We start from the raw sequence: 26838 nt of genomic DNA, 5'->3' as shown, positions 1-26838 counted from the left end.
GTAGTGTATAATTGTCAAATATGGATAGCGCCCGTGCTTGCTCCGAGGAAAGCTTCCATCAGCGCTTCCGAGAGCGTGGGGTGAGCGTGGACCATGTTGCCGGCTGCTGCCGCTGTCGCTTCAAGATTCATAGCGGCAACTGCTTCATGAATCAAGCTGGATGCCTCAGGACCAATGATATGGACTCCCAATATTTCTCCATATGCAGCGTCAACAACGACCTTTACAAAGCCCTCGCTTTCACTGAGCGTCAGAGCTTTGCCATTCGCTGCAAAAGGAAATTTGAATGTCTTGACCGTATAGCCGGCTTCTTTAGCTTTTTCCTCCGTCATACCGACAAAGGCGATTTCGGGTTCCGTAAAGATACAGGAGGGGATAATGACCTTTTCTTCCTCCTGATGATTGCCAAACAAATAATTTACTGCAATCTCACCCTGCTTGGAGGCCTCATGAGCCAGCATATAACCGCCTGTGATGTCACCGATTGCATATACGGTTTCGTTTGAGGTGCACATTGTATCGTCGACCACTACGGTGCCTTTGGGAGTGCGCTCTAAATCGAGTGCTGCAAAAGCCGTATCGACCGTGCGTCTCCCAACCGCTTCAAGAATCATCTCACACTCGACGGTTTCACCGTTTTCAAGCTCCAGAGCATTCAGCTTGCCCTGCTTCTTCACGGCCTTTGTTCCGATGCCGTTGATGATCCTCACACCTTTTGCCTGCAAGGAAGAGGCCAAAAGCGAAGAGATTTCTTTATCGACCATAGGAACGATCGTAGGCATCAGTTCGATGATTGTGACTGAGACGCCAAAGGAAGCAAAGATATTTGCGATCTCGCAGCCAATCACGCCGCCGCCGATGATTGCAAGGCTTTCCGGAAGCGCCTCAATCGAAAGCAGTTCATCGGTCGTCAGGATAGTAACGTCGCTGTCCACATTTTGTAAAACGTGGAGCGGAGTCGTACCGGTTGCAAGAAGGATATATCCTGTCGTGAGCGTTTCATCTCCGACCGTTACCGTATGTCCATCCTTGCAGACTGCCTCGCCCTTGTAAAGCGTTACGCCGTTCTTTTTCAAAAGGGCGCCCACACCGCCTGTCAGTTGCTTGACGATACTGTCCTTGCGCGCCATGATCTTAGACCAGTCAAAACCTACTTTCTCAGCGCAGAGGCCGTAGATGTCAGCGTTTTTCATTTTGTTATACTGATTTGCACTGGTATACAGTGCCTTTGTAGGAATACATCCCCGGTTAAGGCAAGTTCCGCCAAGCTCATCTTTTTCTACGACCGCAACTCTCGCGCCGAGCTGTGCCGCCTTGATCGCAGCGACATATCCGCCGGGGCCTGCGCCTATGACGGTGAGATCATAAGAATAACCGCTCGTATCAAGCTTTGCCCTTGCGGAAACTTCTTTCTTTTCCGGTTTAGGAGCGGCAGGGGCAGAGGCGGCAGGCGCAGCTGCGGATGCTTTTTCCGGTTGTGCGGCAGACGCAGTGGGAACGGATACATCCGGGATATCTTCGCCCTCTTCTCCAATAAAGCACAGCGGGGTGCCGATCGGAACGGTCTCGCCCTCCTGCACAAAGATCTTGAGCAATTTGCCCGGTTTGTCGTAATAATCCTCGGCGTTGGAAGCCTTTCCGGTTTCGGCCTCAAATAAACTTTCGCCTTTATCAACAAAATCGCCCTCTTGGAAATACCACCGGGTGATGGTCCCTTCAGTCATAGACATATCAAACTGGGGCATATTTACTATTTTTCCCATAATTTACTCTATCCTTTCTTAATTTTGCTCTTCTTCGAAAATGACCTCTGCCCGGTCGAATACCTCTTGCACTGCCGCCATGAATTTCCCGCCGACCGCACCGTCAAGATGCCTATGGTCGAACGTATAGCTCAAAGTCATGACCGGATGGATTCCAATGTTTCCGTCAACTGCCACGACCTTGTCAACAGTACGCCCGATTCCGACGATCGCGCTTTCGGGAATATTGATGATCGGAGTAAAATGGTCTACGGGGAAGCCGCCGAGGTTAGAGATGGTGAAAGTTCCCCCTGTGATATCCGCCGTCGGAAGCTTTCCTTCTCTGCCCTTGGCCACTAATTCCGCACGTTCCTTCGTGATCTCTTTCAGCGTTTTCCGGTCGGCATCCTTAATATTGGGAACAATCAGGCCATCCTCAGGCATTGCCACGGCAAGACCAACGTTGATGTGCTTATGGATCACGATACCATCGTCGGTAAACGTAGAATTTACGATAGGACACTCCTTTAATGCGGTTGCAAATAATTTGATGAATACATCGGAAAAGGTCGGCTTGATCTCGCCCGCTTCCAAGCACTTTTTCTTATAGTCGCTGAATGCTTTTTTGAGAGCGAACATATCATACTCCGAATGCAGGGTATACTGGGGGATCGTATCCATACTGGCTTTCATAGATTTTGCGATCACCTTCCGGATACCGCTCAGCGGCAGCGTCTCATCCGTATTGCTGTCCAGATATGCCAGAACATCATTTTTGCGAAGCATTCCTTTTACTGCGGGAATAGCGTTTATGTCGATACCGTGATAGTCTGCAATCGCCTTTGCGAGAGGCGTTATTTTTTTCCGGCCTGCAAGGTGGACAATATCGTCCAGCCGAATATAACCGACCGCCGGATTGAGCGGCAGGCTTGTAAGATCAAGCCCGCGCTCAGCCGCAAGTCTTCTGGCCGCGGGAGTTGCTTTGATTTTTTTGCTCAATTTAAGATACCTCCCTTATTTCAATAAGTCGCGGATCTTATCGCAAATAGTCTCTACCTGCGGAATATAAGAATATTCAAGCTCTTTATTGTACGGGATCGGCATATCGTCACAGCCGCCAAAGCGAACGATAGGGCGGTCGAGATAATAGAAAGCTTCGCTGTCTGCGATGATTCCTGCGACCTCTGCACCTACACCGCACTTCTGGACGCCTTCATGGGCAATCAGCACTTTTCCGGTCTTTTTCACGGAATCGATGATTGCCTGCCGATCGATCGGGTTGATGCAGATCAAATCGAGAACTTCGACGTCGATGCCTTCCGCTTCCAGCTGTTTCGCTGCTTCCAAGCATTTAACAGTCGTATAGGAATAGCTGATGAGCGTAATATCCTTACCCTCGCGCGCAACCTTTGCTTTGTTGAGGGGCAGCGTATAATCTTCGCCGTCCGGCACCTCGCCCTTCACGCGATAGCCAAGCTTATGCTCATAGAAACAGATTGGGTTATCGGAACGGATGGCAGCTTTCAGTAAGCCTTTCGCGTCATACGGATTGGAGGGGGCCACGCAAATCAAGCCGGGCACATGGCACATCCAAGCCTCGAGAGACTGGGAATGCTGTGCCGCAGCGCCTGTGCCGCAGCCGCCGGGGAAACGGATGACTAAAGGCATTTTGCACTGGCCGCCGAGCATGAATCTTTGCTTTGCCGCCTGATTGACGACGTGGTCCATCGCACAGGTAACGAAGTCGGAAAACATATATTCGACCACAGGCCTATATCCATACATAGCGGCGCCGACCGCGATGCCAGTGAATCCGCCCTCTACGATAGGAGGCTCGATCAATCTTCTGTCTTTGATCGGGGGCTCCGGCCATTGACCGATGGGAGTGTTCTCGTCCGGAGTCAGGTCAAATTCTTCCTTTAATCCTCTGGTCACACCAAAACAACCGCCGTAAATACCTATATCTTCACCGATGATAAATACTTTTTCATCCCGCAGCATTTCCTCTCTTAATGCGTCGTGGATCGCCTGCATCACTTGAATTTCACTCATTTAAGGTATTCCTCCTTTACAAAAACAAGCTCTTTTGCTTCTTCTGGTGTCATGATCTCTTCACAGGATTCCGCAAATGCAACGGCATCGTCGTTTACCTGTTCGGCCTTTGCGGAGATATCGTCCAATTCTGCTTGCGTAAAACCATTTTTCAACATGTAGGCTTTGAACCGCTTGATGGGGCATTTAGCTTTCCAAGCAGCCTCTTCTTCCTTCGTCCGGTAGACTCTTTTATCAGATTTGGAGTGGCCGAGCCAACGATAGGTTTTGTGCTCGATGAGCGTCGGGCCGTTACCGCTTCTGGCTCTTTCAATGGCTTTTGCGCAGGCCTCTCTGACGGCAAGGATATCGTTGCCGTCTACGATTTCGCCGGGGATACCAAACGCGGCGGCTCTATCCGCGATATTCGGTACGGAACAGGTTTTTTCAATAGGAGTCGACATACCGTACAAATTGTTTTCGCAGATATACACGATGGGAAGCTTCCATAACGCGGCCATGTTTACCGCTTCATAGAAATTACCCGTGTTGGAGGTACCGTCGCCGAAAAAGTTCAGGATGACTTTTCCTTTATTTTCTTTCGCGAGCCCAAGCGCTACTCCTGTTGCGATCGGAATAGCCGGCCCAATCACGCCGTTCGCGCCATAATTGTTTTTGGAAAGGTCGACGATATGCATAGAACCGCCGAGCCCTTTGCAATAACCGGCCTTTTTTCCCAAAAGCTCCGCCATCATAAGGTTGACGTCCGCGCCCTTTGCGACCATGTGGCTGTGCCCTCTGTGGCCGGACATGATGATGTCGTCCGGCCTTAAAACGGAGATCGCACCTACGGCAGAGGCTTCTTCACCGATGCTCAGATGCGTCGTTCCGTGGATCTTTCCTTGACTGAACATGTCAAGAACACGTTCTTCAAAGGCTCGGGCAACACACATTTTGTAGAGTATGTCGTGCATTTGTTCTCTTGATAACTGTTCCATTTGGTACCTTTACCTCCCATAAATATTGATAGATCATGATAAAATGAACATAAATACGAGTCATATTCCATGGTGTTTCGATAGATAGAATAAAATATCACTTTTGTAAATAGAATATCGCACAGTATGTCAGATGTCAATATATTTTTTTACAATAATTAATATATAATATATAAATTTATAATTGTAAAAATCATTTGAAAGAAAGCAAACCTCCAAATAAAAAAAGCCTTGTCTTTTCAAAGACAAGGCTTTTATAAGCTCTTTATTGAACCATTACTGCAGCTTTTGTATGATCCCTTTCGCGGTATGCTCGTCGGTGATCAATATATTGAATAGATTCGCTCTTGCCGCACCGATGATCGATTCGATCTTATATTTGCCTCCAGCCGCAGCTATAACATTAGGGGTCGCACGCAGGCTGTCTATATCGATGCCGATCCTGCGTTTATTGATGGGTACATCGCAGATATTCCCGTCCAGATCGTAAAAATAGGTACACACATTTCCTACAGCATGCGCTTCCCGCAGGTCGGTGATATTGCTGTCGGAAAACATATCGGCATCAGTCGCAAGGTAGTTCATGATCGTCGTGGAATGCTCGATATCGCTGTCTATTCCAATAATTGCCATGTCGAGTCCGGCCATTTTGCATAGCATGGCCTGAATGGGCTTTGAAGTCAAAAATGCTTCTGCGGTTATCTCATCCGCAGCAAACATCGGAGCATACAGGTATTGTACGATGCTCTGGGGAAAGTTTGCCGCGATACGTTCGCACAAAGCATTCGCAAACATTTTGATATCCTTATTTGTTCCCAAGCCCCCCAAAAGCGGGATAAACTCGATGCTGCTGATTTTTTCAGCAGGCATCATCTTCTCGGCAAAATGTTCCAACGTTTTGCCCCAACCGATACCGACGTGAAATTCGCTTTGCATGATCGACATCACATATTCTGCGGCAGCGCTGCCGATCCTGTCGGTCACGACGTCGATATGGTCGTTTGAAGCGCCGACGATCTTGACATCCCTGATTCCGAGCAGATCACACAGAATGATCTCATCCTCTGCGAACATATTTTCATTTCTCAGCTCGGCGATCTGGATCTTTATGATGCCCTCAGCCTTTGCTTCTTTCAGTAATTTAATGACGGTAGGGCGTGAAATGTTGAACCGGTTCGCGATCTCGACCTGCGTTTTATCTTTGATATAATGAAGATATGCTATCTTTACTTTTAAATTATATCGTTCTTCCTTGGAAAAAGCCATAATACAAATCCACCCGTCTAAATTTTATTGTGTGATTACCTATATATTAAAATTATTATGGCATATACAATTGACATTTGTCAATAAATTTCAAAAAGTATGATTATTTTAAAAAATATGATTGACAACTCCGTTGTTATCATATATAAATTAATCATATATAAAATTACAAATATAAATTTCAAAAGTTTATTCTCTATGTATAAAAACGTTTTACTATCAAAGGAGGTAACTGGAATGAGTTGCTTTATGGGAATTGATGCAGGAACGAGTGGCATCAAAGCTATCGTTATTGACGAAAATGGAACAGTCAGGGGCAGCGGATATCATGAGTGCGATGTTTTAAATCCGAGACCCGGCTGGGCGGAGCAGGCGCCGCAGATGTGGTGGGAGACCTGTTGTCAGGCCGTTAAAAAAGCGGTGGAACAGAGTGGGTGCGGAAAAGAGATCGCCGGGATCGGTTTTTCGGGGCAGATGCAGGGTACCGTTTTTATCGATAAGGAGCATCGTTCCATCTCGAATTGTATGATTTGGCTGGATCAGCGGTCTACAGAACAGGTCATGGAAATAGAACAGCTGATTTCCGACGAGGAAGCGCTGCAAGCAACGGCGAATACCTGCCTGAACAGCTTTTGGGCTCCTAAAATCCTGTGGGCAAAGAAATATTGGCCGGATGTCTATGAAAAAATTGACAAGGTGATTTTTACAAAAGACTATTTACGGCTCCGTATGACCGGGGAGGTAGCAACGGAGGTAAGCGATGCCTCTCTTTCCTTCCTGCTCGATGTTGCAAAAAGGAAATGGTCGGACGAAATGTTCCAAAGGCTTGATATCCCGAAAAGCTTTGCGCCTAAGTGTGTAGAATCCTGCGATGTGGCGGGCTATCTGCTTGAGAGCGTCGCAAAGGACTGGGGGCTCACCGCGGGAATACCTGTTGTTGCAGGCGGCGGCGACCAGCCGGCAGGCGGTGTTGGCACCGGCATTGTAAAGCCCGGAGTCGTAGGCGCTACGATCGGGACCTCAGGCGTTGTGTTCGGCTGTACGGATAAGCCGCTGATCGATCATAAAAAAAGAGCATTGATGACTATGGCGCACTCCGTTCCGGATAAATGGTGCTATTTAGGTCTCGTGCTCACCGCAGGAGGCTCATTCAAATGGGTGCGTGATAATATATTTGCAGAAAAGAAAGCGGAATTTGCCGTCCAAGGAAAAGATATTTATGACTATATGACGGCGCAGGCTGCAAAGGCAAAGCCGGGCTGCGAGGGCTTGACGTTCCTCCCTTATTTTAATGGGGAAAAAACGCCGATCTCCGACGAAAAGGCGAGAGCCGTATTTTTCGGGCTTTCCTCAAGGCACAATAGCGGAGACCTATGCAGGAGCGTGATGGAAGGCGTTACCTTTGCTTTGCGCGACACCATCGAGATATGCCGGGAATTTGGGATGGAGGTGAACGAGGTGCGCGCCAATGGCGGCGGCGCCAAAAGCGACCTTTGGCTGCAGATCCAGGCAGATATATATAATGCCAATGTTGTCACTATGAATATGGAAGAGGGGCCGGCTGCGGGAGGCGCGATCATGGCAGCAGTCGGCTGCGGCACATTTGGCTCTGTTCCGGAAGCCTGCGAGCATATTTTGAAAGTGGAAAAGGTCGTAGAGCCGATACGGGAAAATGTAAAACTATATGACGATTATTACGATACCTATCGCGAGCTTTATCCCGCACTGAAGGAAATATACAGCAAGCAGGATCAAAAGGTCAAAAAATATCTATAGCTGCGTTTTTTGCGGCAGATATTATAGAAATACAGAAAGAAAGGGGAAAATTATGTCATTGACACCGGAAAAAAGAGAATGGGCAAGACTCAAGGCACTGGAATATTTTGATAGAGCGCATATCTATCTTACCGACAGCGAGCGGGAGAATATTGAGGTTGCCGACATGGGAATGGGGAGGATCGAAGAATACGGGATCCAGATCCATAATTATTTGAATACAAAGCGCGTAGCGGCGAAGGAAATGGTCCTTTTCCCATATCAGATCTGTCCGGAGCAGATGCATCCGCCGTTTGACGGAACTCCGGGCAAGGAAGAAACCTTCCGCGTACGGTGGGGGACTCTGTATCTGTACACAGAAGGCGAGCCGGTAGAGAAGGATAAGATGTTTGCAAAAATACCGGCAGGAAAGGAGAATACTTTCCATGTGTTCCATGAAATAAAGCTGGAGATCGGAATGCAGTATACGATGGAGCCCGGCATTACCCATTGGATCGTAGGCGGACCGGAGGGGTGCGTGGTCAGCGAGTTCTCTACTCATAACCGTGATGATCTGGATTATTATTCGGACCCGGAGGTTGCAAGAATGGACGGCGTGACGCTGCATGAGGATTAAGGAGGAATCGGCGATGGATTTCAAGGAACTCAGAAGATATGTGGGCAGCGAATTCCAGCATTTTGGCGTCAAGGAATTCATGCTTTTGAGAGGAAAAGAAAACGGCGTCCGTATGATGCAGGTCAAAAATGGCGGGAAGCTGCGCTTCGATGTTGTTACCGACCGGGCGCTGGATATTGGGAATCTGGAATATAAAGGGCTCAATTGCAGCTTTATGAGCAAGACGGGGATCGTAAATTCAAAATACTATGTGGAAAACGGCCCCGACGGATTTTATAAGAATTTTTACGGCGGGATGCTGACAAGCTGCGGAATGACGCATATGGGTGCACCCTGTGAAGACGAGGGGAGAAAGTTGGGGCTGCACGGACCGCTGTCCTGTACGCCTGCGGAAGAGGTCAGCGTGCGGACGGAAAAGACTGATACCAATGCGCCCTATATTGAGATCAAGGGAAAAATGCGTCAAAGCGAGGTATATGCGGAAAATCTTGTCATGGACAGGACAATACGGGTCGATTATGGAAAGGATATCATAAGCATACGCGATACCGTCACAAATAAAGCGTTTGTTCCGGCGCCGTTCATGCTGCTGTACCACTACAATTTTGGTTATCCGTTTTTAAGCGAAAAAACAAAGCTTATGCTTTCCTATAAGGAATTCACGCCCCGTGATGAACCTGCGGCCAAAGGGCAGAACAGAAAATATGTGTTCGAAAAACCGGAGGACGGCCGTCCGGAGGAATGTTATTTCTATAAACTGGCAAGCGATGGGAACGGTATTACAAAAGTCCTTGTGGAAAATGAGGAATTGGAGATCGCTGCGGTTCTTCAATTCAATACCGGTCAGCTGGAGTATATGACAGAGTGGAAATCTATGATGGCCGGCGATTATGCGCTCGGTATCAACCCGGGAACCTATACTCCTATGGGCAGAGCGCATGCGAGGCAGAATGGCCTTTTGAAATTCATACAGCCGGGTGAATCGCTCCATTTTGATGTGAGTATAGAATTTACTGATGATAAAAACTATATAAAAAAATTACAAAACATAATAAAATGCTTGACGTTTTAATGTTGAAACCGTATAATTTAGCTATACAAATAAAACGTTTTTCAAAAATTTTCTCAATAAATAATACAGAAAAGGAACACGGAAAATACAGCTTAGGCCATAAAATGTGCGCATAGAGCGCATAGAGGCAGTTATAAAAGTATACATTGATAACCACTGCAATACCGTTGCCATTACGCGCATAAAAAGGCGCGTTTTTTTGTGGTCAATTTTTTATAGTTTTTACATCGTTTTACACAAATTTTGGCAAAAAAGGCACTATCGCATAAATTTTTGGACATCAGAATCATTTTTGCCATAACGGTAACAGTTAGATGGAACGTTGTGTTCACGGCAATCGAAACGGAAAGCATTGCAGGGGTACACCTTCCATTTGACTTCATAAATAAAAAGCTTAGGAGGTAAAGAAAAAGGAAATGATGAAAAGAATCGTAGGGATTGTATTGGTTGTCCTGTGCATATTTGCACTTGTAGCCTGCTCGGGCAGCGGCGGAGAGACGTCTGCTGAGCCGCCGGCATCTGCGGAAGCGTCTGCTGAGGCATCGGCGCCCGCGGAGACGGAGGGATCAGCAGCTACCGAATCCGCGGCGGAAACGGAAGGGGAGACTGTTCTTGCCGAAGTGATCGATACCGACATGAGTGTTTTGCAGGGATTGAAGGTCGGTTATGCGCAACGGAATACAAACGGCGCATGGCTGATCGCTCAGACGGAAAATTTAAAGAAAATAGCGGAGCAATACGGTGTTGAATTTATCATGACCGATGCGGATGACGATCAGAACAAGCAGCTTTCCGACGTGGAAGACCTTTGCGCGCAGGGGATCGATATTTTGGTATACCCCCCGATCGAATACGAAGCGGGCGCGGCGGCCTTGGATATCGCGGCCCAGTATGGTGTTCCGGTCATGCTGCTTGGCAATGACTGCGCAAAGGAAGACAGCCAGTATGTCGCATCTATGCTGTTCAACTATGTTATGGACGGTGGTGCCTGCGGCGAATATGTGGCGGAGAATCTTGACGGCGCCAAGATCGTAGAGATCCAAGGGATATTGGGCTCCGATCCGGAGATTGGCAGGTCAGAAGGTTTTGCAGCAGAACTGGAAGGAACAAATTGCGAGATCATCGTTCAGCAGACGGCAAATTTTCTGATGGACGAAGCACAGGAAGTCATGGAAAACATCCTTCAGTCCTATGACGGCCAATTCGACACTGTTTATTGTCATACAGACGAGATGGCGCTCGGCGTTGTTGCGGCGCTGAAAGCGGCTGGAAAAGAAGGAACAGTAAATGTATTGGGGATCGATGGACAAAAACTGGCGGTTCAGGAGATCATTGACGGGAACATCACGGCGATCGCAACCTGTGATACACAAAACGGCGAACTGCTGTTCTCAACGATCGCTGCTTATCTGAACGGCGAGCTGGAGAACAAGGACGTAACGATCCCGCCAGAAATCATTGACGCTTCCAATGCGGAAGAAGCAATGACTAACGGCATGGCGTTTTAAAATAAAAGAGTGGAGTGATGCTGGAGAACAGAAAATTCTGTTCTCCAACATCTTTTGTGTAACATTTGGAGGTTAACTATGTCAGAGGAAAAGCGTGTTTTGCTCGAGATGAGAGATATATGCAAATCTTTTATCGGAGTAAATGCTTTGAAAGGTGTTGATCTTGTCGTCCGGGAGGGCGAGGTGCATGCGCTTGAGGGTGAAAATGGCGCGGGAAAGTCGGTCCTTATCAAAATATTGACCGGGATTTACCAAAAAGATGCGGGAACGATCCGGTTTGACGGAAAAGAAGTGAATTTTACATCTCCTGCACAGGCACAGGAAGCGGGCATAAGGCCGATCTATCAGGAACTCACGATTTGCCCGATGCTCAGCGTCGCGGAGAATATGTTTATGGGAAACGAGATCAAGAAAAGAGGCTTGATCGATTGGAGAGCGACCTATAAACGGGCAGAAGAGATTTTGCAGAGTGTGAATTTGAATATCGATGTCAGGCAGCCTATGGGGCAACTTTCCGCGGCGATGCAGCAGATGGTAGCAATCGCAATGGCGGTCTCGTTGGATGCCAAGCTTATTATTATGGACGAAGCAACTTCCTCCCTCGACGATAAGGAAGTCCAGTCCTTGCTTAATATCGTAAAGGAATTGCAGAAGAAAAATATAGCAATCATCTTTATAACACACAGAATGAATGAGATCTATGAAGTATGCGAAAGATGCACAGTTTTAAAAGACGGCGAGTTTATAGGCTGCTATGATCTGGATAAGCTGCCTAAGCTCGAGTTGATATCCAAAATGGTAGGAAGAGACGCCTCCACAATCGTCAATTTTAAGAAGCAGTATAACAGTGATATAGAAAGCAATGAGGTCATCTGTGAATTTAAGAATGTCGCGCAGGGGCTGAGATTAAAAAATATTGAATTCGAGCTGAAAAAAGGAGAGGTTCTTGGCTTTGCAGGGCTTTTAGGCTCAGGAAGAACAGAAACGGGAGAGGTGCTATTCGGCATTCGGAAATATACGGGCTCCATCACCGTAAAAGGAAAAGAAGTACATTATGCGAATGCGGGTCAGGCAATGAAGGATAATATTGTTCTTTGTCCGGAGGAAAGAAAACGGGACGCGATTTTTCCGGATATGTCGATTGAAGACAATATTACAATTCCCATCATGAATAAAATCAGCAGGCTCGGCTTTATCGATCGGAAGAAGCAGGCTGAATTGGTTGACAAGTATATTCAGATGCTGAAGATCAAAACGCCGAATAAAGAGCAGCTGATCAAATTTTTATCAGGGGGCAATCAGCAAAAATGCATTATTGCCCGGGCAATGTGCTGCGATCCGGAAATCATTATTTTAGATGAACCGACGCGTGGGATCGATGTCGGGGCAAAATATGAAATAGAAATGCTGATTCAGGATATCGCCAAATCCGGTATCAGCGTTATTATGATCTCTTCAATATTGGAAGAGCTGGAAAGAGACTGTGATCGGGTCGTCATCATGCGTGAAGGTATTGTGGTCGGTGAATTGCTGCATGAGGATATTACAGAAGAGAATATCATTCACACGATTTCTGAAGCACATACGAACTAAAAGGAGGGTGTTGGAGTGGAAAATGACGTAAATGCAAGCTTGCTTCAAATTCAGGAATTGAGCAATAAAGCATTGAAGCGCAGCGAATTTGCAAAAAAATACGGCGCACTGATCGTATTTGCAATTCTGATCATATTTAATTTGATTGTGACCCCGGGCTTTGTGGATTCCAGTACGGTCTGGAATCTAATCATACATACTACGACGACACTCGTCGTAGCAATGGGCATGACATTTGTGATTGCAACTGCGGGGATCGACATCAGTGTTGGTTCCACGATGGCGCTGACAGCAGTCGTCACCGCTACGTTGCTGCCAATGCTCGGAATGGCCGTTTCGATCATGATCGGTCTGGCTCTGGGTGCCGGAATCGGTCTTTTGATCGGCACGCTGACGGTGAAATTCAAAATACAGCCGATGGTCCTGACGCTGGCGCTCATGATTGCATTGCGCAGTATCGCAAGAATGGTGAGCAATGCCAAAACAGTCAATATTGCCGATGAAGGATTTATTGGTCTTTCCGTCAATTATATTGGAGGCACAGTTCCGGTCCAGTTGATTTATGTGGTCGTTATCGCAATCGTCTTTTATATTATCGCAACAAGGACGGTGTTCGGAAAATCGGTCGAAGCGATCGGCAACAATCCGTCGGCTGCGAGGTTATCCGGCATTAAGGCGGACAAAAATACGATCATGGTTTATGTTCTGCTGGGAATACTCTCTGCATTGGCAGGATGCTTGGCGATAGCCAGAACAATGAACTGCAATCCCTCGTCGGTCGGCTCAGGCATGGAGATGGACGCGATCGCCGCGGTGGTGATCGGCGGAACGTCAATGATGGGCGGTAAGCCACGGATCTTGGGAACGGTGATTGGCTGCTTCATCATCACGCTGATCACAACGACTGTCAATATGAACGGTATCCCGAGCGAGTGGTCAATGGTATTTAAGGCAGCTATCATTATTCTTGCCGTTTATATCCAGTCTGAAAAGAAGATCAAAGTAAGGCAGAGCAAAATAAAGCCCATTGCAAGTAAGGAGGTGTAAGCATGGACAGATCGATCAGCGCAAAACATGTTATTACGCAAAATGCCACTCTGGTCGCTGCCGTTGCGATCATAATAGCGGCCGGCATCGCTTTTGATAATTTTTTTACTGTAGTCAATCTATCTAATATTTTCAGACAGGCCAGTATGATCGGGATCATGGCGATCGGCAGCTCCTTTGTCATCCTTACGGGAGGGATAGATCTCTCGGCGGGTTCGCTGTTTGGGTTCGCTGCCGTTATGTGCGGTATTGTAGATGCCTTTTGTCCCAATCCATTCGTGATGGGGCTCATTGCGATCCTGACCTGTGCAGGATTTGGCGCCTTGAACGGATTTTGCGTGACAAAGCTTCGTATTCCTCCGTTTATCGTGACGTTAGCCATGATGTCCGGCGTGCAGGGCCTCGGGCTCATTATCACTGAAGGGGGAAATACGCTGCCGATTACTGCGGAGGGCTTTACAAATATTGCTACAGGTACGATTGGCTCTGTTATAAATGATAAGGGCTTAGAGGTAGGCGTCGTTCCAGTTCCTGCCATCATCATGATCGTGGGCTTTGTCATTGCAGTCATCGTTTCGAAATATACCACGTTTGGAAGAAATTGCTATGCGGTCGGCGGTAATGAGGATGCAGCCATTATGAAAGGGATATCTGTCAACAGAACAAAATTTTTAGCTTATCTTATGAGTGGGATATGCTGCGGGATCGCAGGTATCATCGTTGCGGCGCGCACCAGAGGAGGACAAATCACAGTTGGAGACGGTTATGAGATGGACGTTATTGCATCAGTAGTCCTTGGCGGTACTCTTTTAAGCGGCGGGCAGGGTAAGGTGCTGAATTCCATGTGGGGCGCATTGATCATCACAATGATCGGAAATATCATCAATCTAAATTCTGATGTTATCTCTTATCTGTGGGAGGGCACGATCACGGGGATACTGCTGCTTGTTATTCTGGTAGCACAGTCCAAAATGCAATCGAATAAGTTAGGTGCGAGATGATTTTAGGGCCGTCACAGCGGAACTGCTGCGGCAGTCCGGCCAACGTCTGAGAAAAAAATACTGAAAGTAGGCTTATCGTTTGATTCCCCCTGAAATACAGATTAGAAAAGCCCCGGCATTCATGCCGGGGCTTTTCTTTTTCCGGGCTTCTGGGGCACGGTATCACTGGTTCAAATACAAATATAAAGGCCGAACCCGAATGCTTCCGGAAAATGGAATGCTCCGCGGATGCACAATACAACGTGTACAAAAAAGAATAAAGGGATAGTGTGATAAGCAAAATACAGCCATTAAAACGGCTGTATTGGAAAGAAATACGCTGTTGGATTTTGATATTTGCACAAAAGGCTGATACGATCTGCTCCGTTCCCAACGTGAGCAGCCGGCCTTGCCGACTGCTATGTTCGATCCAGACACAGGTTCACCAACCCGAAATGTCCCATGGCGGGTGCATCGAGGTGTCGGTTGAATTTCTTACAATGATTTTTGTTTTCAAATAGGTAGGCGCTAAATAATTAGGCTTTTCTTCACTGTCGATCAATTCTAAAAGTCTTGTGATCGCTGTTTTCCCTAACCGATAAGAAGGAATGTCGATCGTCGAAAGAGATGGAGAGATCAATGTGCCGGTATAGATATTATCTGTACCAATAATCGCAATATCATCAGGAACATGATATCCGGTATCCTTGATTGCCTTGATTGCGCCAATACCGATTTCGTCATTTCCAGCAAAAACTGCGTCGATATCCTCCTGTGTCAACAGATCCTTCATGTTGGAATAGCCGTTTTCCGGAAGAAACGGGCCGTAGCGTATCAATGCCGGATCAAAAGGGATTCCTGCGCTTTCCAATGCGCGTTTATAGCCGGAAAGCCGTTTTTGCGTTACGTCATACATCGCGCGGCCGGCAATATGCGCAATATTTTTTCTTCCAAGCCTGATCAAATGCTGAACAGCCTGAAAACTGGCCTCTTCATAATCGGATAATATAGATTCTACGCCAACGATCGGCAGATAACGCTCAATACTGATGATTGGTATATTCTTTTTCGATTTTGTAATACTCCTAAGAAGGCTATAGCATTTAGCACCGTGCTTTTCTGCGTCGTTTGCGTAGCTTGATATAATGATCCCATCAGGCTGGGAAGTCAAACAGATTCGAAGACATTGCTCCTCGATCTTTTGGTCCATGTCTGTAGTATATGTATTAATGATGAGATTCCTGCCAAAACAAACCTCCTGTATACCCTTTAATATCTGTGAATGAAAAATATGGGTATAAGAAGGGATAATGACGCCGATGATATGATTTTTTTTCCCGCGCAAACCACTTGCCATAGGGTTTGGCACATAATCCAATTCTGCGATCGCGTCATTGACGCGCTTTACCAATTCAGGACGTACATATTTATTGCCTGTTCTTACATTGGATACCGTAGATACAGAAACCCCCGCTAATTTCGCAACATCTCGAATACTCGGCTGCATAATGAAAAATCCCCATACTCTAAAGCCTGCTTTATTAATATATTATTAGTATATCGCAAAACAACAGAAACAGCAACACAGAAAAATGTTTTTCCGTTTTGGATACAGCAGATGATTTCAAAAATGCAATCATGATATATCGAGTAAAAGAAGACCATTCGATCTTGTCGGTCAAGCGGTTTTAAATGGAATAACTACCCTGTTTGAGAACTTTTTATCCGCGATAAATCGCGCCGCAGGCATACAACCGTAAAAAGGCGGAAGAACACCAGCGTGTTATGAGCGTATTTACCAAGAGAGCAGCGTAGCTTTTTTGCAAAAGAGGGGAGACATCAAGGCAAACAAATACCCCGCCATTCAGGCGGGGTATTGTAAGCGGAGCACGCTCCGATGTGGTTGCGGGGACAGGATTTGAACCTGCGACCTCCGGGTTATGAGAAACCGTTTCGTTGTACTATTATTTTATAAAGCGTCCTATAATATAGTATTATAAAGCCTTTCTCGGGATTGATTTATTATATTTTATTATTATCTCGCATTATCTCTCATCGTAATTATAAGGAAAATTATAAGGTTTTATATTTTCATCTCTTCATTTTCAGCGCAAAAAACAGTCGTTTTCACGACTGTTTTGAGTGTTGTCTAAATTTCATAATTCATGATTAAGTATCCAGTGCAGAAGCTGTTCATCGTTCATTGTGCCATCTGCAATCTCTAATCCTATGCGTATCAAATCGTCATCTTCACAGTCAATTTTTATTTCGTTTAGCTCAAGAAAAGACAACATTGCCATAATCCCTACACGCTTATTGCCGTCTACAAAAGGGTGATTGCAAATCAGGGAATATCCGAGCCTTGACGCTTTATGTTCAAGCGTAGGATATACATATACACCGTCAAAGGTCTGAAAAGGAGAATTGATTGCCGATTCAAACAGGTTTTCATCCCGCAGGCCATCTAAACCACCGGTTTCATCCAGCAGAATTTTATGCAGCAATTTGATTTGCTCGCCTGTCAACCGCTTCATTTTGCCAGTTCCTCAAAGGCATGCCGGTTTTTTGCAAGAATCCTGCGCCCGATTCTTTCGACCTCTTCTGTTGCGGCCTCTTCTTCTTTTTGAAATTGGCTGATCTCCATTAAAACATATTTTGGAGTATTATTTTTCAAAATCACCGCCGCACCGTTTTCGTCTACCAGTCTGGCAACACGAGAAAAATTTTGATTCGCTTCCGAAATAGATACAAGATTATTTGTATTGACATTCATCGTTCTCACCTCTACTAATATTATACGCATATTTTAGGATAAATACAACCTAAATCATAAAATAATATAGACGATTCGTCGTCTTGTTAGGGATTGACTGCGATTCCTGCTGATTTATTCTTCCTTTTCTTTTTCCGATATTCCCATGCAGGCGGCAATTTTATCCATGGCTTCGCTTTGTAGTTCAGGTAACACATGCATATAGGTATCCATTGTAATTTGTACCGACGCATGGCCTAAAAGCTGACTCACTACTTTTACTGGGATTCCTGCTTCCAATGCTCTTGTTGCAAAGGTATGTCTTAATGCATGAAAAGTATGATGTTTTACTCCCGCTTCGTTCAGCTTCTGCTGATAATGATCACGAAAAGTCGCAGGGTCAATATAATAACCGTCCTCCCGGGAAAAAATCATGTCTAAATGGTGATATCCTTTTCCAAATCTCCTTTTTTGCTCATCCTGCTGTATTTTGTACCTGTCAAACAACTTTATCAATCCTTCTGGAATAGGTATCGTGCGGTTTGAATTCTTCGTTTTTGTATCATCCTGTATTCCTAACCGTGTTTTGGCCTTTGCGTTTGGGTTGTAATCCTTTAATCTGTTTACCTGACGGCATATCGTCAAAGTTCTATTTTGATGATTAATATCTTTCCATTGAAGCCCCAATAATTCGCCCAGTCGCATACCTGTTAATAAGTCTACCTTTATAGCTACGCTATATACATCATCGCCACATGCATTTATTAGAGCTTCCTGCTCCTGTCGCGTCAAGACTTCTACCTCTTTCTTTTTTGTATTTGTACTTCGCAATGTTGGAACATCTGCTATATCTGCGGGATTCTTTATAATTAGCTCGTGCTTCATTGCCTCGCTTAACGCTTTATGTAAAACTAAAGCCACATTGTTCACCGTCTTAACGCTTAATCCGCCTTTACCATCTGCACGGCCTTTTTTCAATAGAGTAAGATACATTTCTTCGATATCAGCCTTTTTTAATTTATCCAACTTAATATGGCCGATATAAGGGATTAAATGCCTTTGAATAATAGTCTCATAACTGCTTTTTGTTGAAATCTTTACATTTTTATCCACATAATCATCAAACCATTTCAATAGCCACTTTGCGACAGTCATGTTTCCGTTGGATCTCGGTTCTATTCCTTTCTGATTTGCAATATAATTGGCTAATTTTGCGGCGACTACACTTCGTTTTTTTGATGTAAAGGTTTTGAATGTTGGTTTCCCCTTGACATCTCTGCCAATCATAATACGAGCTTCCCATGTACCATCTTTCAAATGATAAATTCCGCCTTCGCCATTGCCTCTTCTTGAAGCCATTTTTCTGTCTCCTCCAATCAATTTAATCTATTTGGGGGTGAACGAAAGAAAGCCCTCTTCTCCCCCGATCTATATAACGACTGAAGGAGTAACTTTCCGAGTAAGGAGGGGTTTATGCCAAATAGACTGTATTGATTTGTGGTATATTATGGATTTATGAGTTTTTTTCTTCTTTTACAAACTTATAAAATGTATTTGTTTTGAGACCTAATATTTTCATTGCCGCTACTGCGGTTATTTCCTTGTTTACCCATTTCTGATATATCTCATCCCAATTCTCCGGCCTTTTGGCCTTTGGTCTGCCGATAGGCACTCCTTTGGCCTTTGCATTTGCAATACCCTGCGCCTGCCTTGCCCTGATATTTTCGCGTTCTTTGGCGGCAACATAGGAAAGTATCTGCAAAACCAAGTCCGCGACAAAACGGCTGTCTATGGAATCTTTTTCCGTCCGCGTATCGAGCAAGGGCATGTCCAATACCTGTATATCCGCTCCCAATTCGTTTATAATATGCCGCCATTGTTCCTGTATTTCGGTATAATTACGGCCTAAACGGTCGATAGAAGGGATAATGATTAAATCACCTCTGCGTACTGCGTTCAACATTCGCTGATATTCCGGCCTGTCAAATGACTTTCCGCTGATTTTATCAATGTAGATATCCCGCTCGGAAACTCCGGCTTCCTTTAGGGAATTGATTTGCCGTTCCTCGTTCTGTTCCTTTGTAGAAACTCTCGCGTAACCGTGTATTCTGATTTCGCTCATATCCTTTACCACCTTTATCTGTGATAATGATATTATATAATAACTATTTACAAAAGTCTATGGATTTGCAAATATATTTATAAAATATTTTTAGACTTAAATCAATATAAATCCCTATGGAGATTTAGGGGAAATGACATATTTGTAAAGGTGTACTTTTATAAAGGGATAGGGGAAGGAGGGAAGCAGAAAAACAAATACCCCCGGATTTCTCCGAGGGTATTCGCTCAAATCAACATCGTTATTAGTTTACAATACGTCTAAAAGCATAGCTGTGATAGATTTCTCCAAACCATGTATAGGATAACAATTCTGCCGCCTGTGCAGGGTCAGCAAGAACCTCCGGCTCTATATCATACCAAGTTTCCCAATCTTCGCCTGTGCCTTGACGTTGCCAACCTGTCGTTTCCTCAAAGTAGACTGTTTGCAATCCAGTATTTCCGAAAGAAGAATTGGCAATTTCTGTTAAGCTTGCTGGAATTGTTAAAGTTGTTAAAGAAGTACAACTACCAAAAGCGCTTTCAGTTTCTATTGTTTGCAGACTCTTACTGAGATTTATGGATGTTAATGATTCACAATATTGGAATGCGCTGCTTTTTATAGTAGTAATTGTATCAGGCATAGAAACCGTTTTGAGATTGCGACAAGACTGAAAACCTGCCTCCGCAATCTGCGTAACTGTCCTGCCGTTATAGGTTTCTGGTATGACTACTTCTTCAATACTGTCTCTGTACTGCTCGGCTATGGCTACGCTGACCTCGGAATCATTCAGTATGGTAAACTTGAAATACTGCGGGTCAGTCGGTTCCTCCGGGTCAGTACCGGAGCCGGAAGAAGTGATCTTGCCGAGGTTGTCCTCTGTCCCATCGGTATAGGTTACAATCAGTTCGCCGCTTCCGTTTATCTCCATGTCAGCAATCCCGCGCCCATCTTCGCCGGGTTCGCCTTTATCACCTTTGTCTCCTTTGTCGCCTTTTGCACCTTTCACATTTCCAAGATTCTGAACGGTATTATCCGTCAAGGTAACGCTCAAATCTCCCGAAGCAGAGAGGGTAATGCTCTTGATTCCAACGCCGTCTTTGCCGTCCTGTCCGCTTGTTCCGTCCGTTCCAACTACTTTACCAAGATTCGATGTTCTTCCGTCTGAATAGGTCAAAACAAGCTCGCCGAGACCGTTTATCTCAGATTTTGTAATGCCGATTCCGTTCTCGCCCTTGATGTTTCCAAGCTCTAACCGCGTTCCATTGGTAAGCTCTACGGTCAACGCGCCTTCCGGGGATATGGTTACATCAGAGATACCAACGCCATCCGTTCCGTCTGCGCCGTTTTGCCCATCCGCACCAACAACTTTACCGAGATTGATACTGGAAGAATCCGAGAAAGTAAGCTCCAGTTGACCGCTTCCATTGATAGACGCTTCTGTGATACCGATTCCATCTTTGCCATCCTGTCCGTCTGCACCATCGCGCCCATCCTGACCGTCCTGTCCATCCGAACCGACGACAAGGCCAAGATTTTTGGAATCCCCGTTGGTATAGGTAATGACAAGCTCGCCGGACGGGTTGATTTCCGTTTTCTCTACGCCGATACCGTCCTCGCCATCCTGTCCGTCCGCTCCGTTTTGTCCGTCCTGTCCATCCATACCATCTTTTCCATCTTCGCCGACTACTTTACCGAGATTGGTGGAATTTCCGTCCGAATAGGAGATAATGAGTTCTCCTGCGGAGTTGATAGAAGTCCCTGTTACGCCGATACCGTCCTCGCCGTCCGCTCCATCCTCGCCGTCTGCGCCTTTGATTGTGCCAAGATTTAAGTTTGTACCGCTCGTCAGCAGGATTTCCAGTTCGCCGCTTGCGTTGATTTCAATCGTCTCAATCCCTACGCCGTCTTTGCCGTCCTGCCCATCTTGACCGTCCTGCCCGTCAAGGCCGCCGACTACACGGCCGAGGTTGTCCACCACATCATCCGAATAGGTCAACACCAGTTCACCGTTCTGATTGATTTCGGATTTTACAACGCTTCTTCCATCTTCGCCATCCTGCCCGTCAATACCGTCTTTGCCATCCGCGCCGATTACTTTGCCGAGATTGGATTTCTGCCCGTTGGAGTAGGTGAGTACCAGTTCGCCATCGGTATTGATTTCAGAGCCAGATACGCCGATTCCATCCGTTCCGTTCAGCCCATCTTCACCGACTACCTGACCGAGATTAACGGAATTGCCATCGGTATAGGTCAAAAGAAGCTCGCCGTTCCCGTTGATGGAAGCATTGGCAACGCTGAGACCATCTTCGCCGTCCTGTCCGTCCGTTCCGTCCTGACCGTCTGCACCTACGACCTTTCCTACATTGGCCTGCTGACCATTGGAGTAGGTGAGCACCAATTCTCCCTGCGGGTTGATTTCGGATTTTGTCACGCTTACGCCGTCTTTGCCGTTTACGACCGTGATTTTATCCAGATTGACAACACGGCCGTCAGAAAAACTGATAAGAAGCTGTCCCGCGTCATTGACGCTCGCGCCCGTAATGCTCACGCCGTCTTTACCGTCCTGTCCATCTGCGCCGTCTTTACCGTCGCGCCCGTCCGTTCCATCCTGCCCGTCCGCGCCGTTCCTGCCGCTTGCGCCGACAGCCCTGCCAAGATTCAGTTCGGTACCGTCAGTGAGGGTGAGCACTAAATCCCCGTCAGAGGAAAAATGCGCCGTTGAAATGCCTGCGCCGCCTTGCTCCGCCGCAGCCGCCAAAGAATTGACCCATTCCTGCTCTGTACCGGAATATCCGTTTTCAACCGCAATATCATAGGCAGATTTCCCGACGAGGGAATCCAGCCATTCCTGCACCGTTCCTTCATACCCATACTGCACCGCCAGTTCATAGGCTGATAAACCATTTTCTACGGGTTCAGCCGTTACGCTTTGGGCGTCTTCGGTATTACTGTTTCCCTGACACGCCGATACGCTGAATATGATAGCAAATGCCAAAACAGCGCATAATGCCTTTACAAAAATATGCCGTCCTTTTTTCATTCTGTAACCTCCGCAATAGTGATGATAGAAGCCCGCTTCCGGGCCGCTTTTCATTGTTTAGGATTTTGTATATCTGCATCTATCTTTTACTCTGCAAACATGGCAGTTGGGATAACTTTTCGTACAAATCCCGGTATATCCCGTTGCACAGTAAGACCACAGGATGTAATCTGTCTCGGCAACAGATTTTCCCGCCTGCTTCGCCAGTTCTTCCACAATTTTCAACGCTTCATATTCTCCGGCGTCTTCTTTCTCCGAAAGGACGAGCCGTTTGCTCCCTAAAATCCGCCGGACATGCCTGTCCGGCTTGGCAATGTCATAGCCGACATTCCGCAGATACTCCGAAACCAAAGCAATCCCCATCTGCTCCATTTTGCTGTTCGGACTGCCACTGCTGGCTTCAGATAAAGAACGAATCAAATCTTTGATCGTAGGAAAAGTATTGTAATATGCCTCGATACTGCCGTATTCAGCTTCAAATTCCTGTAATTTTGGTATGTTTGTTCTAATAAGAGCATCTAATTGCTTCTTCAAATAGGGGGTACCGCCTACGGTTTGTTGTATCTCTCTGTAAAGTTTGTCAGAAGTGGAGTTTAACACAAAATTCACTTCATATTGGTGGAAAATATTGTCAATTTTTGGGATTCTTCCGTGTTCTTCTATGAGTGGTTCCAGCCGCGTCCATATGATTCCAGAGCTGAGGAAAGAATACACCATTGCGCGGATGTGGTCTTGGATGAAAAAGGGTTTTTTAGCCTTTCTTCTGTCTATATGGTGTTTGATATGGGTATTCTCCCATGATTTTTGGGGATTCATACGCCAGACTGTTTCCCGCAGGTATTGTTCCATCTGCAAAACGGCTTCTGCCGCCAATTTCAGACTTGTTTTTCCCATTTTTCGCACAACCCCCTCCTGTATCGCTGAAATTCTGCAAAATACCTCTATTCAGTATAAAACTATTTTCTCGTTTCATCAACGAGATTTTAGTTTTAATAGGCCTTTTAGTTGTGCTCTATGGGAAAATAGAAAATAAAGTGTAGATTGGTGGTTATCATTATGACTTTAGGAAGGAAACTTCGTATTTTACTGGAAGACCGAAACATGACACAAAAACAATTGGCAACGGAGTTGAATATTGCTCCATCAACCATAGGGGGATATATTCAAGATAGTAGTGAGCCGGATTTTTCAACCTTAAAGTTATTGGCTTCCTATTTTCATGTAACTACCGACTATCTTCTGGATTATCACCACAATACAGCCGTTCATCAAAAAGAAATTGATGAATTATTACGCATTTTTGATTCCATGACACCGGAACAACGAGAATTGTATTTAGAGCAGGGAAGAGCCTTCTTGAAAATCAATTCTAAAAGAAAGGCCACATCATCCGGGTTGATTTCACAAAAAAATAAACAGATAAAATAGGAAAGATAAAATAGAATCAATGCCCCCTATAATTATATACCCGTGAGCCATTATCTTTTGTCTCTCGTCCTTCTGCAAATGCAAAACATATAAATTTTATGGATTTTACCTTGTATATGAATAGATAAGAGAAAACCTCTTTTTCAGCTTTCGTTTTGGAGAATAAAACCGTCATTCTCCCGAAAGAAAGGACAGGGAAACGCCTGTCTTTGGATGTTTGCAGGTTCTCTCTGGTTTTCAATCACAATACAAGGAGAATGATATATGAAAATATTAGTTAAGCCTGTAACAGCCGCAGAAACTGTCTGCGAGCCTTACGACGATGAAATGTGGGATGTAAGATATGAGGAAGTACGCGGAGAAATTATGACCGCGTTTCGGGAAGGGTATTTAAGCAAGGCAGATTTCTTTCATCTGATGGACTGTCTGGAAAATATCACGCCGGACCGTCCGTATGAAAACCTTTCGGATGAAAAACGGCAGCAAGCCTCTGATTATTTAGATACTTTATCCAATGATGTCCGCCAATGTATGCAGATGCAGTAATAAAGGAAGACCGCCGGAGGCCTTCGGGTTTTGCCTACCGGCGGTTTTTATATGCTAATAGTTATGCTTTTAATATTAACTTTTCAAAAGTTTATGTCTTCGGTGTCATCCTCCGTCATTTCTTGTTCTCGTGAAAAATTATATTCCGGAAGAGAATATACGGAATCCACCATTGGCATATCCTCGTCTGCAAGTTGCAAGCCTTTATAATAGGCTCCTTTACTATTTCTGTTCCACTGATATCCGGCTTCTACCAATGCTTTTTTGAAATCGCTTGCTGGTCTGACATACCGCTCCCCGGTATCTTCGCAATATTTTTGGTATGCCTTATACAATTCGCCGGATTTTACGGAAAGGCCCCCTCCTGTTTCGCAACGGTCAATGATAAAGTTATTTAACCAATCATTTTCCGCCCGGTATTGCTCTATTGCTTGCCGTACTACTTCGGGCTCTGTAACTTTGCAGTTTGATTGGATAAATTTTTTTGCGCCCTCTATCATCCATGATAGAATAGCTCCCCCTGCCTGATTGTAAAGAAATTCGGCGTAATTTTTTATATCATTCTGCTCCTCGATCTCCGCGAGAAATGGAATAACAACCAACCGCCGCCATGTGCCTTTGTCTATGGTACCAACTGCCGGTAAATGATTAGTATAAAGAACAATCGTATGTGAGGGAATGAACTGGAAGGGATCTTTATACTTTTTTTCCGCATAAATTGGATCAGTAGAGCACAGTTTTTTGACGACCGATGTATCGAGCCTCATGCCTTCTTCCAATTCAGCCGCAATGATAAAACGCTTCCCTCGCAGTTCTGCAAACTCAGGACTTTTGTTTTTTCTGCTTCGTGATGTCAGTATCTCTGCGGATACCATTCCTGCATAACTGCCCAAGACGAGGGAAATAGCATTGAAAAATGTACTTTTTCCGTTCCGCCCGCTTCCGTATGCAATAATAAGGTTTTCACGGAAAACCTTTCCGACCAGAAACATTCCTGCAATTATTTGCAGATATTCCTGTAAATCAGTATCACCGCAGGTAATTGTTTCTAAAAAGGTTTGAAACAGCTCGGCACCTTCGTTGTTTGGTTCTGCCGCCGTTATCTTTGTGCAGTAGTCCAACGGGTTATGCGGAGATGTCTCTCCAGTTCTCAAATCGACAAGGCCGCCGGGAGTATTCAGCTTCATTCCGTCAGCGTCAAGCAACGAAACATCAATCTCAACCATTGGTTGTACTTCACGCATAATGCCGGATATATGTCTGCTGTCCCTGCAACGCAGAATAAATTTATAATACGCTTTTTCCTTTTCGCCGTCTGCCGACTTTTTGCCGGTTAATGTCTGTAACTGCCATTCGGTTAGTTCCTGCGCCAATCCATGCACTTTGATTTCATCTTCAGACCAGACCGTGCCTGTATAATAAAGAAATTTTGTAGCCGCAGAATAACCAGTTATGTTTCCAAACACATTGGCTAAAACCCGTGCTTCTCCTACATCCGTAAAGTCGCTCGGTTTCAGTTTTTTGGCTGTAGGAAAATTAAATTGCTCCGGCGGGATATAGTCTGGTTTTATCTGTATATTTTCACAATAATATTTTTGTGCTCCCCGCCAAATTTCATCTATTTCCTGCTGCTCCAGTAAGGGAATACATGTTTTTGACTTTTGAAGATAGGCTTGACGGGCCGCCTCTGTATCTCCCCAACGCGTCAATACTTTCAGCGCGTATTTATGCAATGTGTTGTTTCTTTCCCCTTGCGGGATAATATCTGCTTCATGCTTGGAAGTGCCGTTCTGCGAGCAGGGGATGGAAACGGCAGAAGCCGTCTCCATAAAATTCAAAAGGCTGATCTCGCCGTCAACATACATGACCTGCGGATTTTCCACACCGTAAAAGAAACGCGCCACGTCCTTTGCGTTTTTATCGAAGCCGCAAAAATATCGGCATACCCTTTCTTTCAACTGTTCATATTCACCGCTATCGCAGATAGTATCATGCGGGAAATACACATGAAATTTTGGTCGCGGTCTTTTGCCGTCCTTCTCTTTCATGTGATTGCGCGAAAAAACAATGTAATGTTGTACACCGGGAAAGCTCTTTTTAATGTCCTCGGGTGTAAGCCATTCATTTGCGTTATCACTATGTATGTTATCAACATCAAACATACTGCAATCAGCCTGAACATAGTTTTCTTTCCTGCGCCGATTGTCCTTATATTGTACGCAAACATGGTCATAGTGTACCGCATCACGAAAGTCATTCTCATTCATAATCACCCTATGAAATGGATATTCCGCATTGGTGGCCTTTTGCTTGCATTGATTATAGAAAATTTTCATCTT

At 45.4% G+C, this 26838-nt stretch carries 22 protein-coding genes; 9 read left to right on the top strand and 13 right to left on the bottom strand.

Annotated features, from left to right (window positions below; translation table 11 throughout):
* Window positions 1-14: 14 nt before the first annotated feature.
* The 5 genes from lpdA to PUP29_RS05520 form a co-directional block, all read right to left on the bottom strand.
* The gene (gene lpdA / locus PUP29_RS05540) at window positions 15-1763 is read right to left on the bottom strand and encodes a dihydrolipoyl dehydrogenase (RefSeq protein WP_079546761.1); all 1749 of its coding nucleotides are present in this window, start codon (window positions 1761-1763) and stop codon (window positions 15-17) included.
* 18 nt (window positions 1764-1781) lie between these two features.
* Entirely contained in the window at window positions 1782-2741 is a 960-nt protein-coding gene (locus tag PUP29_RS05535) for a dihydrolipoamide acetyltransferase family protein (protein WP_079546762.1), read from the bottom strand.
* A gap of 15 nt (window positions 2742-2756) precedes the next feature.
* The gene (locus PUP29_RS05530; protein WP_079546763.1) at window positions 2757-3794 is read right to left on the bottom strand and encodes an alpha-ketoacid dehydrogenase subunit beta; all 1038 of its coding nucleotides are present in this window, start codon (window positions 3792-3794) and stop codon (window positions 2757-2759) included.
* Window positions 3791-4771, bottom strand: a complete 981-nt coding sequence (locus PUP29_RS05525) for a thiamine pyrophosphate-dependent dehydrogenase E1 component subunit alpha (protein WP_079546764.1) — start codon at window positions 4769-4771, stop codon at window positions 3791-3793. The genes PUP29_RS05530 and PUP29_RS05525 overlap by 4 nt, the downstream gene beginning before the upstream one ends.
* A gap of 276 nt (window positions 4772-5047) precedes the next feature.
* On the bottom strand, window positions 5048-6037 hold the full coding sequence (locus tag PUP29_RS05520; RefSeq protein WP_079546765.1) for a sugar-binding transcriptional regulator: 990 nt from the start codon (window positions 6035-6037) through the stop codon (window positions 5048-5050).
* A gap of 237 nt (window positions 6038-6274) precedes the next feature.
* Between PUP29_RS05520 and xylB the strand changes: the two genes are divergently transcribed.
* From xylB to PUP29_RS05485, 7 genes are all read left to right on the top strand, one after another.
* A complete protein-coding gene (gene xylB, locus PUP29_RS05515; RefSeq protein ID WP_353423966.1) occupies window positions 6275-7813 on the top strand; it encodes a xylulokinase in 1539 nt (512 codons plus the stop codon).
* 52 nt (window positions 7814-7865) lie between these two features.
* Window positions 7866-8429 (top strand): D-lyxose/D-mannose family sugar isomerase, encoded by a 564-nt coding sequence (locus PUP29_RS05510; RefSeq protein ID WP_079546767.1) that lies wholly within the window; start codon window positions 7866-7868, stop codon window positions 8427-8429.
* Window positions 8430-8442: 13 nt separating this feature from the next.
* Window positions 8443-9501, top strand: coding sequence for an aldose 1-epimerase family protein (locus tag PUP29_RS05505; RefSeq protein ID WP_353423965.1), 1059 nt, complete (start codon window positions 8443-8445; stop codon window positions 9499-9501).
* A 416-nt stretch (window positions 9502-9917) separates the two neighbouring features.
* Window positions 9918-11009 carry a substrate-binding domain-containing protein gene (locus PUP29_RS05500; protein ID WP_353423964.1) on the top strand — a complete coding sequence of 364 codons (1092 nt, stop codon included), beginning with the start codon at window positions 9918-9920 and terminating at the stop codon, window positions 11007-11009.
* 78 nt (window positions 11010-11087) lie between these two features.
* A complete protein-coding gene (locus PUP29_RS05495) occupies window positions 11088-12602 on the top strand; it encodes a sugar ABC transporter ATP-binding protein (protein WP_079546771.1) in 1515 nt (504 codons plus the stop codon).
* Window positions 12603-12617: 15 nt separating this feature from the next.
* Window positions 12618-13649 carry an ABC transporter permease gene (locus PUP29_RS05490; RefSeq protein WP_079546772.1) on the top strand — a complete coding sequence of 344 codons (1032 nt, stop codon included), beginning with the start codon at window positions 12618-12620 and terminating at the stop codon, window positions 13647-13649.
* A 2-nt stretch (window positions 13650-13651) separates the two neighbouring features.
* Window positions 13652-14650 carry an ABC transporter permease gene (locus PUP29_RS05485; RefSeq protein ID WP_079546773.1) on the top strand — a complete coding sequence of 333 codons (999 nt, stop codon included), beginning with the start codon at window positions 13652-13654 and terminating at the stop codon, window positions 14648-14650.
* Window positions 14651-15071: 421 nt separating this feature from the next.
* On the opposite strand, the gene PUP29_RS05480 is transcribed toward PUP29_RS05485, so the two are convergent.
* The 7 genes from PUP29_RS05480 to PUP29_RS05450 form a co-directional block, all read right to left on the bottom strand.
* Window positions 15072-16136: a LacI family DNA-binding transcriptional regulator gene (locus PUP29_RS05480; protein WP_079546774.1), complete on the bottom strand. Its 1065-nt coding sequence runs from the start codon at window positions 16134-16136 to the stop codon at window positions 15072-15074.
* A gap of 649 nt (window positions 16137-16785) precedes the next feature.
* Complete coding sequence (locus PUP29_RS05475; RefSeq protein ID WP_079546775.1) at window positions 16786-17163, bottom strand: type II toxin-antitoxin system death-on-curing family toxin; 378 nt, start codon at window positions 17161-17163, stop codon at window positions 16786-16788.
* Window positions 17160-17402, bottom strand: coding sequence for a type II toxin-antitoxin system Phd/YefM family antitoxin (locus tag PUP29_RS05470; RefSeq protein WP_079546776.1), 243 nt, complete (start codon window positions 17400-17402; stop codon window positions 17160-17162). The genes PUP29_RS05475 and PUP29_RS05470 overlap by 4 nt, the downstream gene beginning before the upstream one ends.
* 114 nt (window positions 17403-17516) lie before the next feature.
* On the bottom strand, window positions 17517-18740 hold the full coding sequence (locus PUP29_RS05465; RefSeq protein WP_079546777.1) for a tyrosine-type recombinase/integrase: 1224 nt from the start codon (window positions 18738-18740) through the stop codon (window positions 17517-17519).
* A gap of 154 nt (window positions 18741-18894) precedes the next feature.
* Window positions 18895-19503 (bottom strand): recombinase family protein, encoded by a 609-nt coding sequence (locus tag PUP29_RS05460; RefSeq protein ID WP_079546778.1) that lies wholly within the window; start codon window positions 19501-19503, stop codon window positions 18895-18897.
* 244 nt (window positions 19504-19747) lie between these two features.
* Complete coding sequence (locus PUP29_RS05455) at window positions 19748-22525, bottom strand: leucine-rich repeat protein (RefSeq protein ID WP_079546779.1); 2778 nt, start codon at window positions 22523-22525, stop codon at window positions 19748-19750.
* A 57-nt stretch (window positions 22526-22582) separates the two neighbouring features.
* Window positions 22583-23374 carry a hypothetical protein gene (locus PUP29_RS05450; protein ID WP_353423963.1) on the bottom strand — a complete coding sequence of 264 codons (792 nt, stop codon included), beginning with the start codon at window positions 23372-23374 and terminating at the stop codon, window positions 22583-22585.
* A 207-nt stretch (window positions 23375-23581) separates the two neighbouring features.
* On the opposite strand from PUP29_RS05450, the gene PUP29_RS05445 reads away from it, so the two are divergent.
* Both PUP29_RS05445 and PUP29_RS05440 read left to right on the top strand, forming a co-directional pair.
* Window positions 23582-23953 carry a helix-turn-helix domain-containing protein gene (locus PUP29_RS05445; protein ID WP_079546781.1) on the top strand — a complete coding sequence of 124 codons (372 nt, stop codon included), beginning with the start codon at window positions 23582-23584 and terminating at the stop codon, window positions 23951-23953.
* A gap of 264 nt (window positions 23954-24217) precedes the next feature.
* Entirely contained in the window at window positions 24218-24499 is a 282-nt protein-coding gene (locus tag PUP29_RS05440) for a hypothetical protein (protein WP_079546782.1), read from the top strand.
* Between the two features lie 83 nt (window positions 24500-24582).
* On the opposite strand, the gene PUP29_RS05435 is transcribed toward PUP29_RS05440, so the two are convergent.
* Window positions 24583-26835, bottom strand: a complete 2253-nt coding sequence (locus PUP29_RS05435; RefSeq protein ID WP_079546783.1) for a phage/plasmid primase, P4 family — start codon at window positions 26833-26835, stop codon at window positions 24583-24585.
* Window positions 26836-26838: the final 3 nt, after the last annotated feature.

Origin of the sequence: Christensenella massiliensis (assembly GCF_040409835.1) — a bacterium.
Lineage (GTDB): Bacteria > Bacillota > Clostridia > Christensenellales > Christensenellaceae > Christensenella > Christensenella massiliensis.
This window is presented reverse-complemented; position numbering and strand designations above follow the sequence as displayed.

What these genes read in the sequence shown, in the direction of transcription:
- lpdA (WP_079546761.1), bottom strand. Translation starts at nt 1,763, where the DNA reads ATGGGAAAAATAGTAAATATGCCCCAGTTTGATATGTCTATGACTGAA.
- PUP29_RS05530 (WP_079546763.1), bottom strand. Translation starts at nt 3,794, where the DNA reads ATGAGTGAAATTCAAGTGATGCAGGCGATCCACGACGCATTAAGAGAG.
- PUP29_RS05525 (WP_079546764.1), bottom strand. Translation starts at nt 4,771, where the DNA reads ATGGAACAGTTATCAAGAGAACAAATGCACGACATACTCTACAAAATG.
- PUP29_RS05520 (WP_079546765.1), bottom strand. Translation starts at nt 6,037, where the DNA reads ATGGCTTTTTCCAAGGAAGAACGATATAATTTAAAAGTAAAGATAGCA.
- xylB (WP_353423966.1), top strand. Translation starts at nt 6,275, where the DNA reads ATGAGTTGCTTTATGGGAATTGATGCAGGAACGAGTGGCATCAAAGCT.
- PUP29_RS05510 (WP_079546767.1), top strand. Translation starts at nt 7,866, where the DNA reads ATGTCATTGACACCGGAAAAAAGAGAATGGGCAAGACTCAAGGCACTG.
- PUP29_RS05505 (WP_353423965.1), top strand. Translation starts at nt 8,443, where the DNA reads ATGGATTTCAAGGAACTCAGAAGATATGTGGGCAGCGAATTCCAGCAT.
- PUP29_RS05500 (WP_353423964.1), top strand. Translation starts at nt 9,918, where the DNA reads ATGATGAAAAGAATCGTAGGGATTGTATTGGTTGTCCTGTGCATATTT.
- PUP29_RS05495 (WP_079546771.1), top strand. Translation starts at nt 11,088, where the DNA reads ATGTCAGAGGAAAAGCGTGTTTTGCTCGAGATGAGAGATATATGCAAA.
- PUP29_RS05485 (WP_079546773.1), top strand. Translation starts at nt 13,652, where the DNA reads ATGGACAGATCGATCAGCGCAAAACATGTTATTACGCAAAATGCCACT.
- PUP29_RS05480 (WP_079546774.1), bottom strand. Translation starts at nt 16,136, where the DNA reads ATGCAGCCGAGTATTCGAGATGTTGCGAAATTAGCGGGGGTTTCTGTA.
- PUP29_RS05475 (WP_079546775.1), bottom strand. Translation starts at nt 17,163, where the DNA reads ATGAAGCGGTTGACAGGCGAGCAAATCAAATTGCTGCATAAAATTCTG.
- PUP29_RS05470 (WP_079546776.1), bottom strand. Translation starts at nt 17,402, where the DNA reads ATGAATGTCAATACAAATAATCTTGTATCTATTTCGGAAGCGAATCAA.
- PUP29_RS05465 (WP_079546777.1), bottom strand. Translation starts at nt 18,740, where the DNA reads ATGGCTTCAAGAAGAGGCAATGGCGAAGGCGGAATTTATCATTTGAAA.
- PUP29_RS05460 (WP_079546778.1), bottom strand. Translation starts at nt 19,503, where the DNA reads ATGAGCGAAATCAGAATACACGGTTACGCGAGAGTTTCTACAAAGGAA.
- PUP29_RS05455 (WP_079546779.1), bottom strand. Translation starts at nt 22,525, where the DNA reads ATGAAAAAAGGACGGCATATTTTTGTAAAGGCATTATGCGCTGTTTTG.
- PUP29_RS05450 (WP_353423963.1), bottom strand. Translation starts at nt 23,374, where the DNA reads ATGGAACAATACCTGCGGGAAACAGTCTGGCGTATGAATCCCCAAAAA.
- PUP29_RS05445 (WP_079546781.1), top strand. Translation starts at nt 23,582, where the DNA reads ATGACTTTAGGAAGGAAACTTCGTATTTTACTGGAAGACCGAAACATG.
- PUP29_RS05440 (WP_079546782.1), top strand. Translation starts at nt 24,218, where the DNA reads ATGAAAATATTAGTTAAGCCTGTAACAGCCGCAGAAACTGTCTGCGAG.
- PUP29_RS05435 (WP_079546783.1), bottom strand. Translation starts at nt 26,835, where the DNA reads ATGAAAATTTTCTATAATCAATGCAAGCAAAAGGCCACCAATGCGGAA.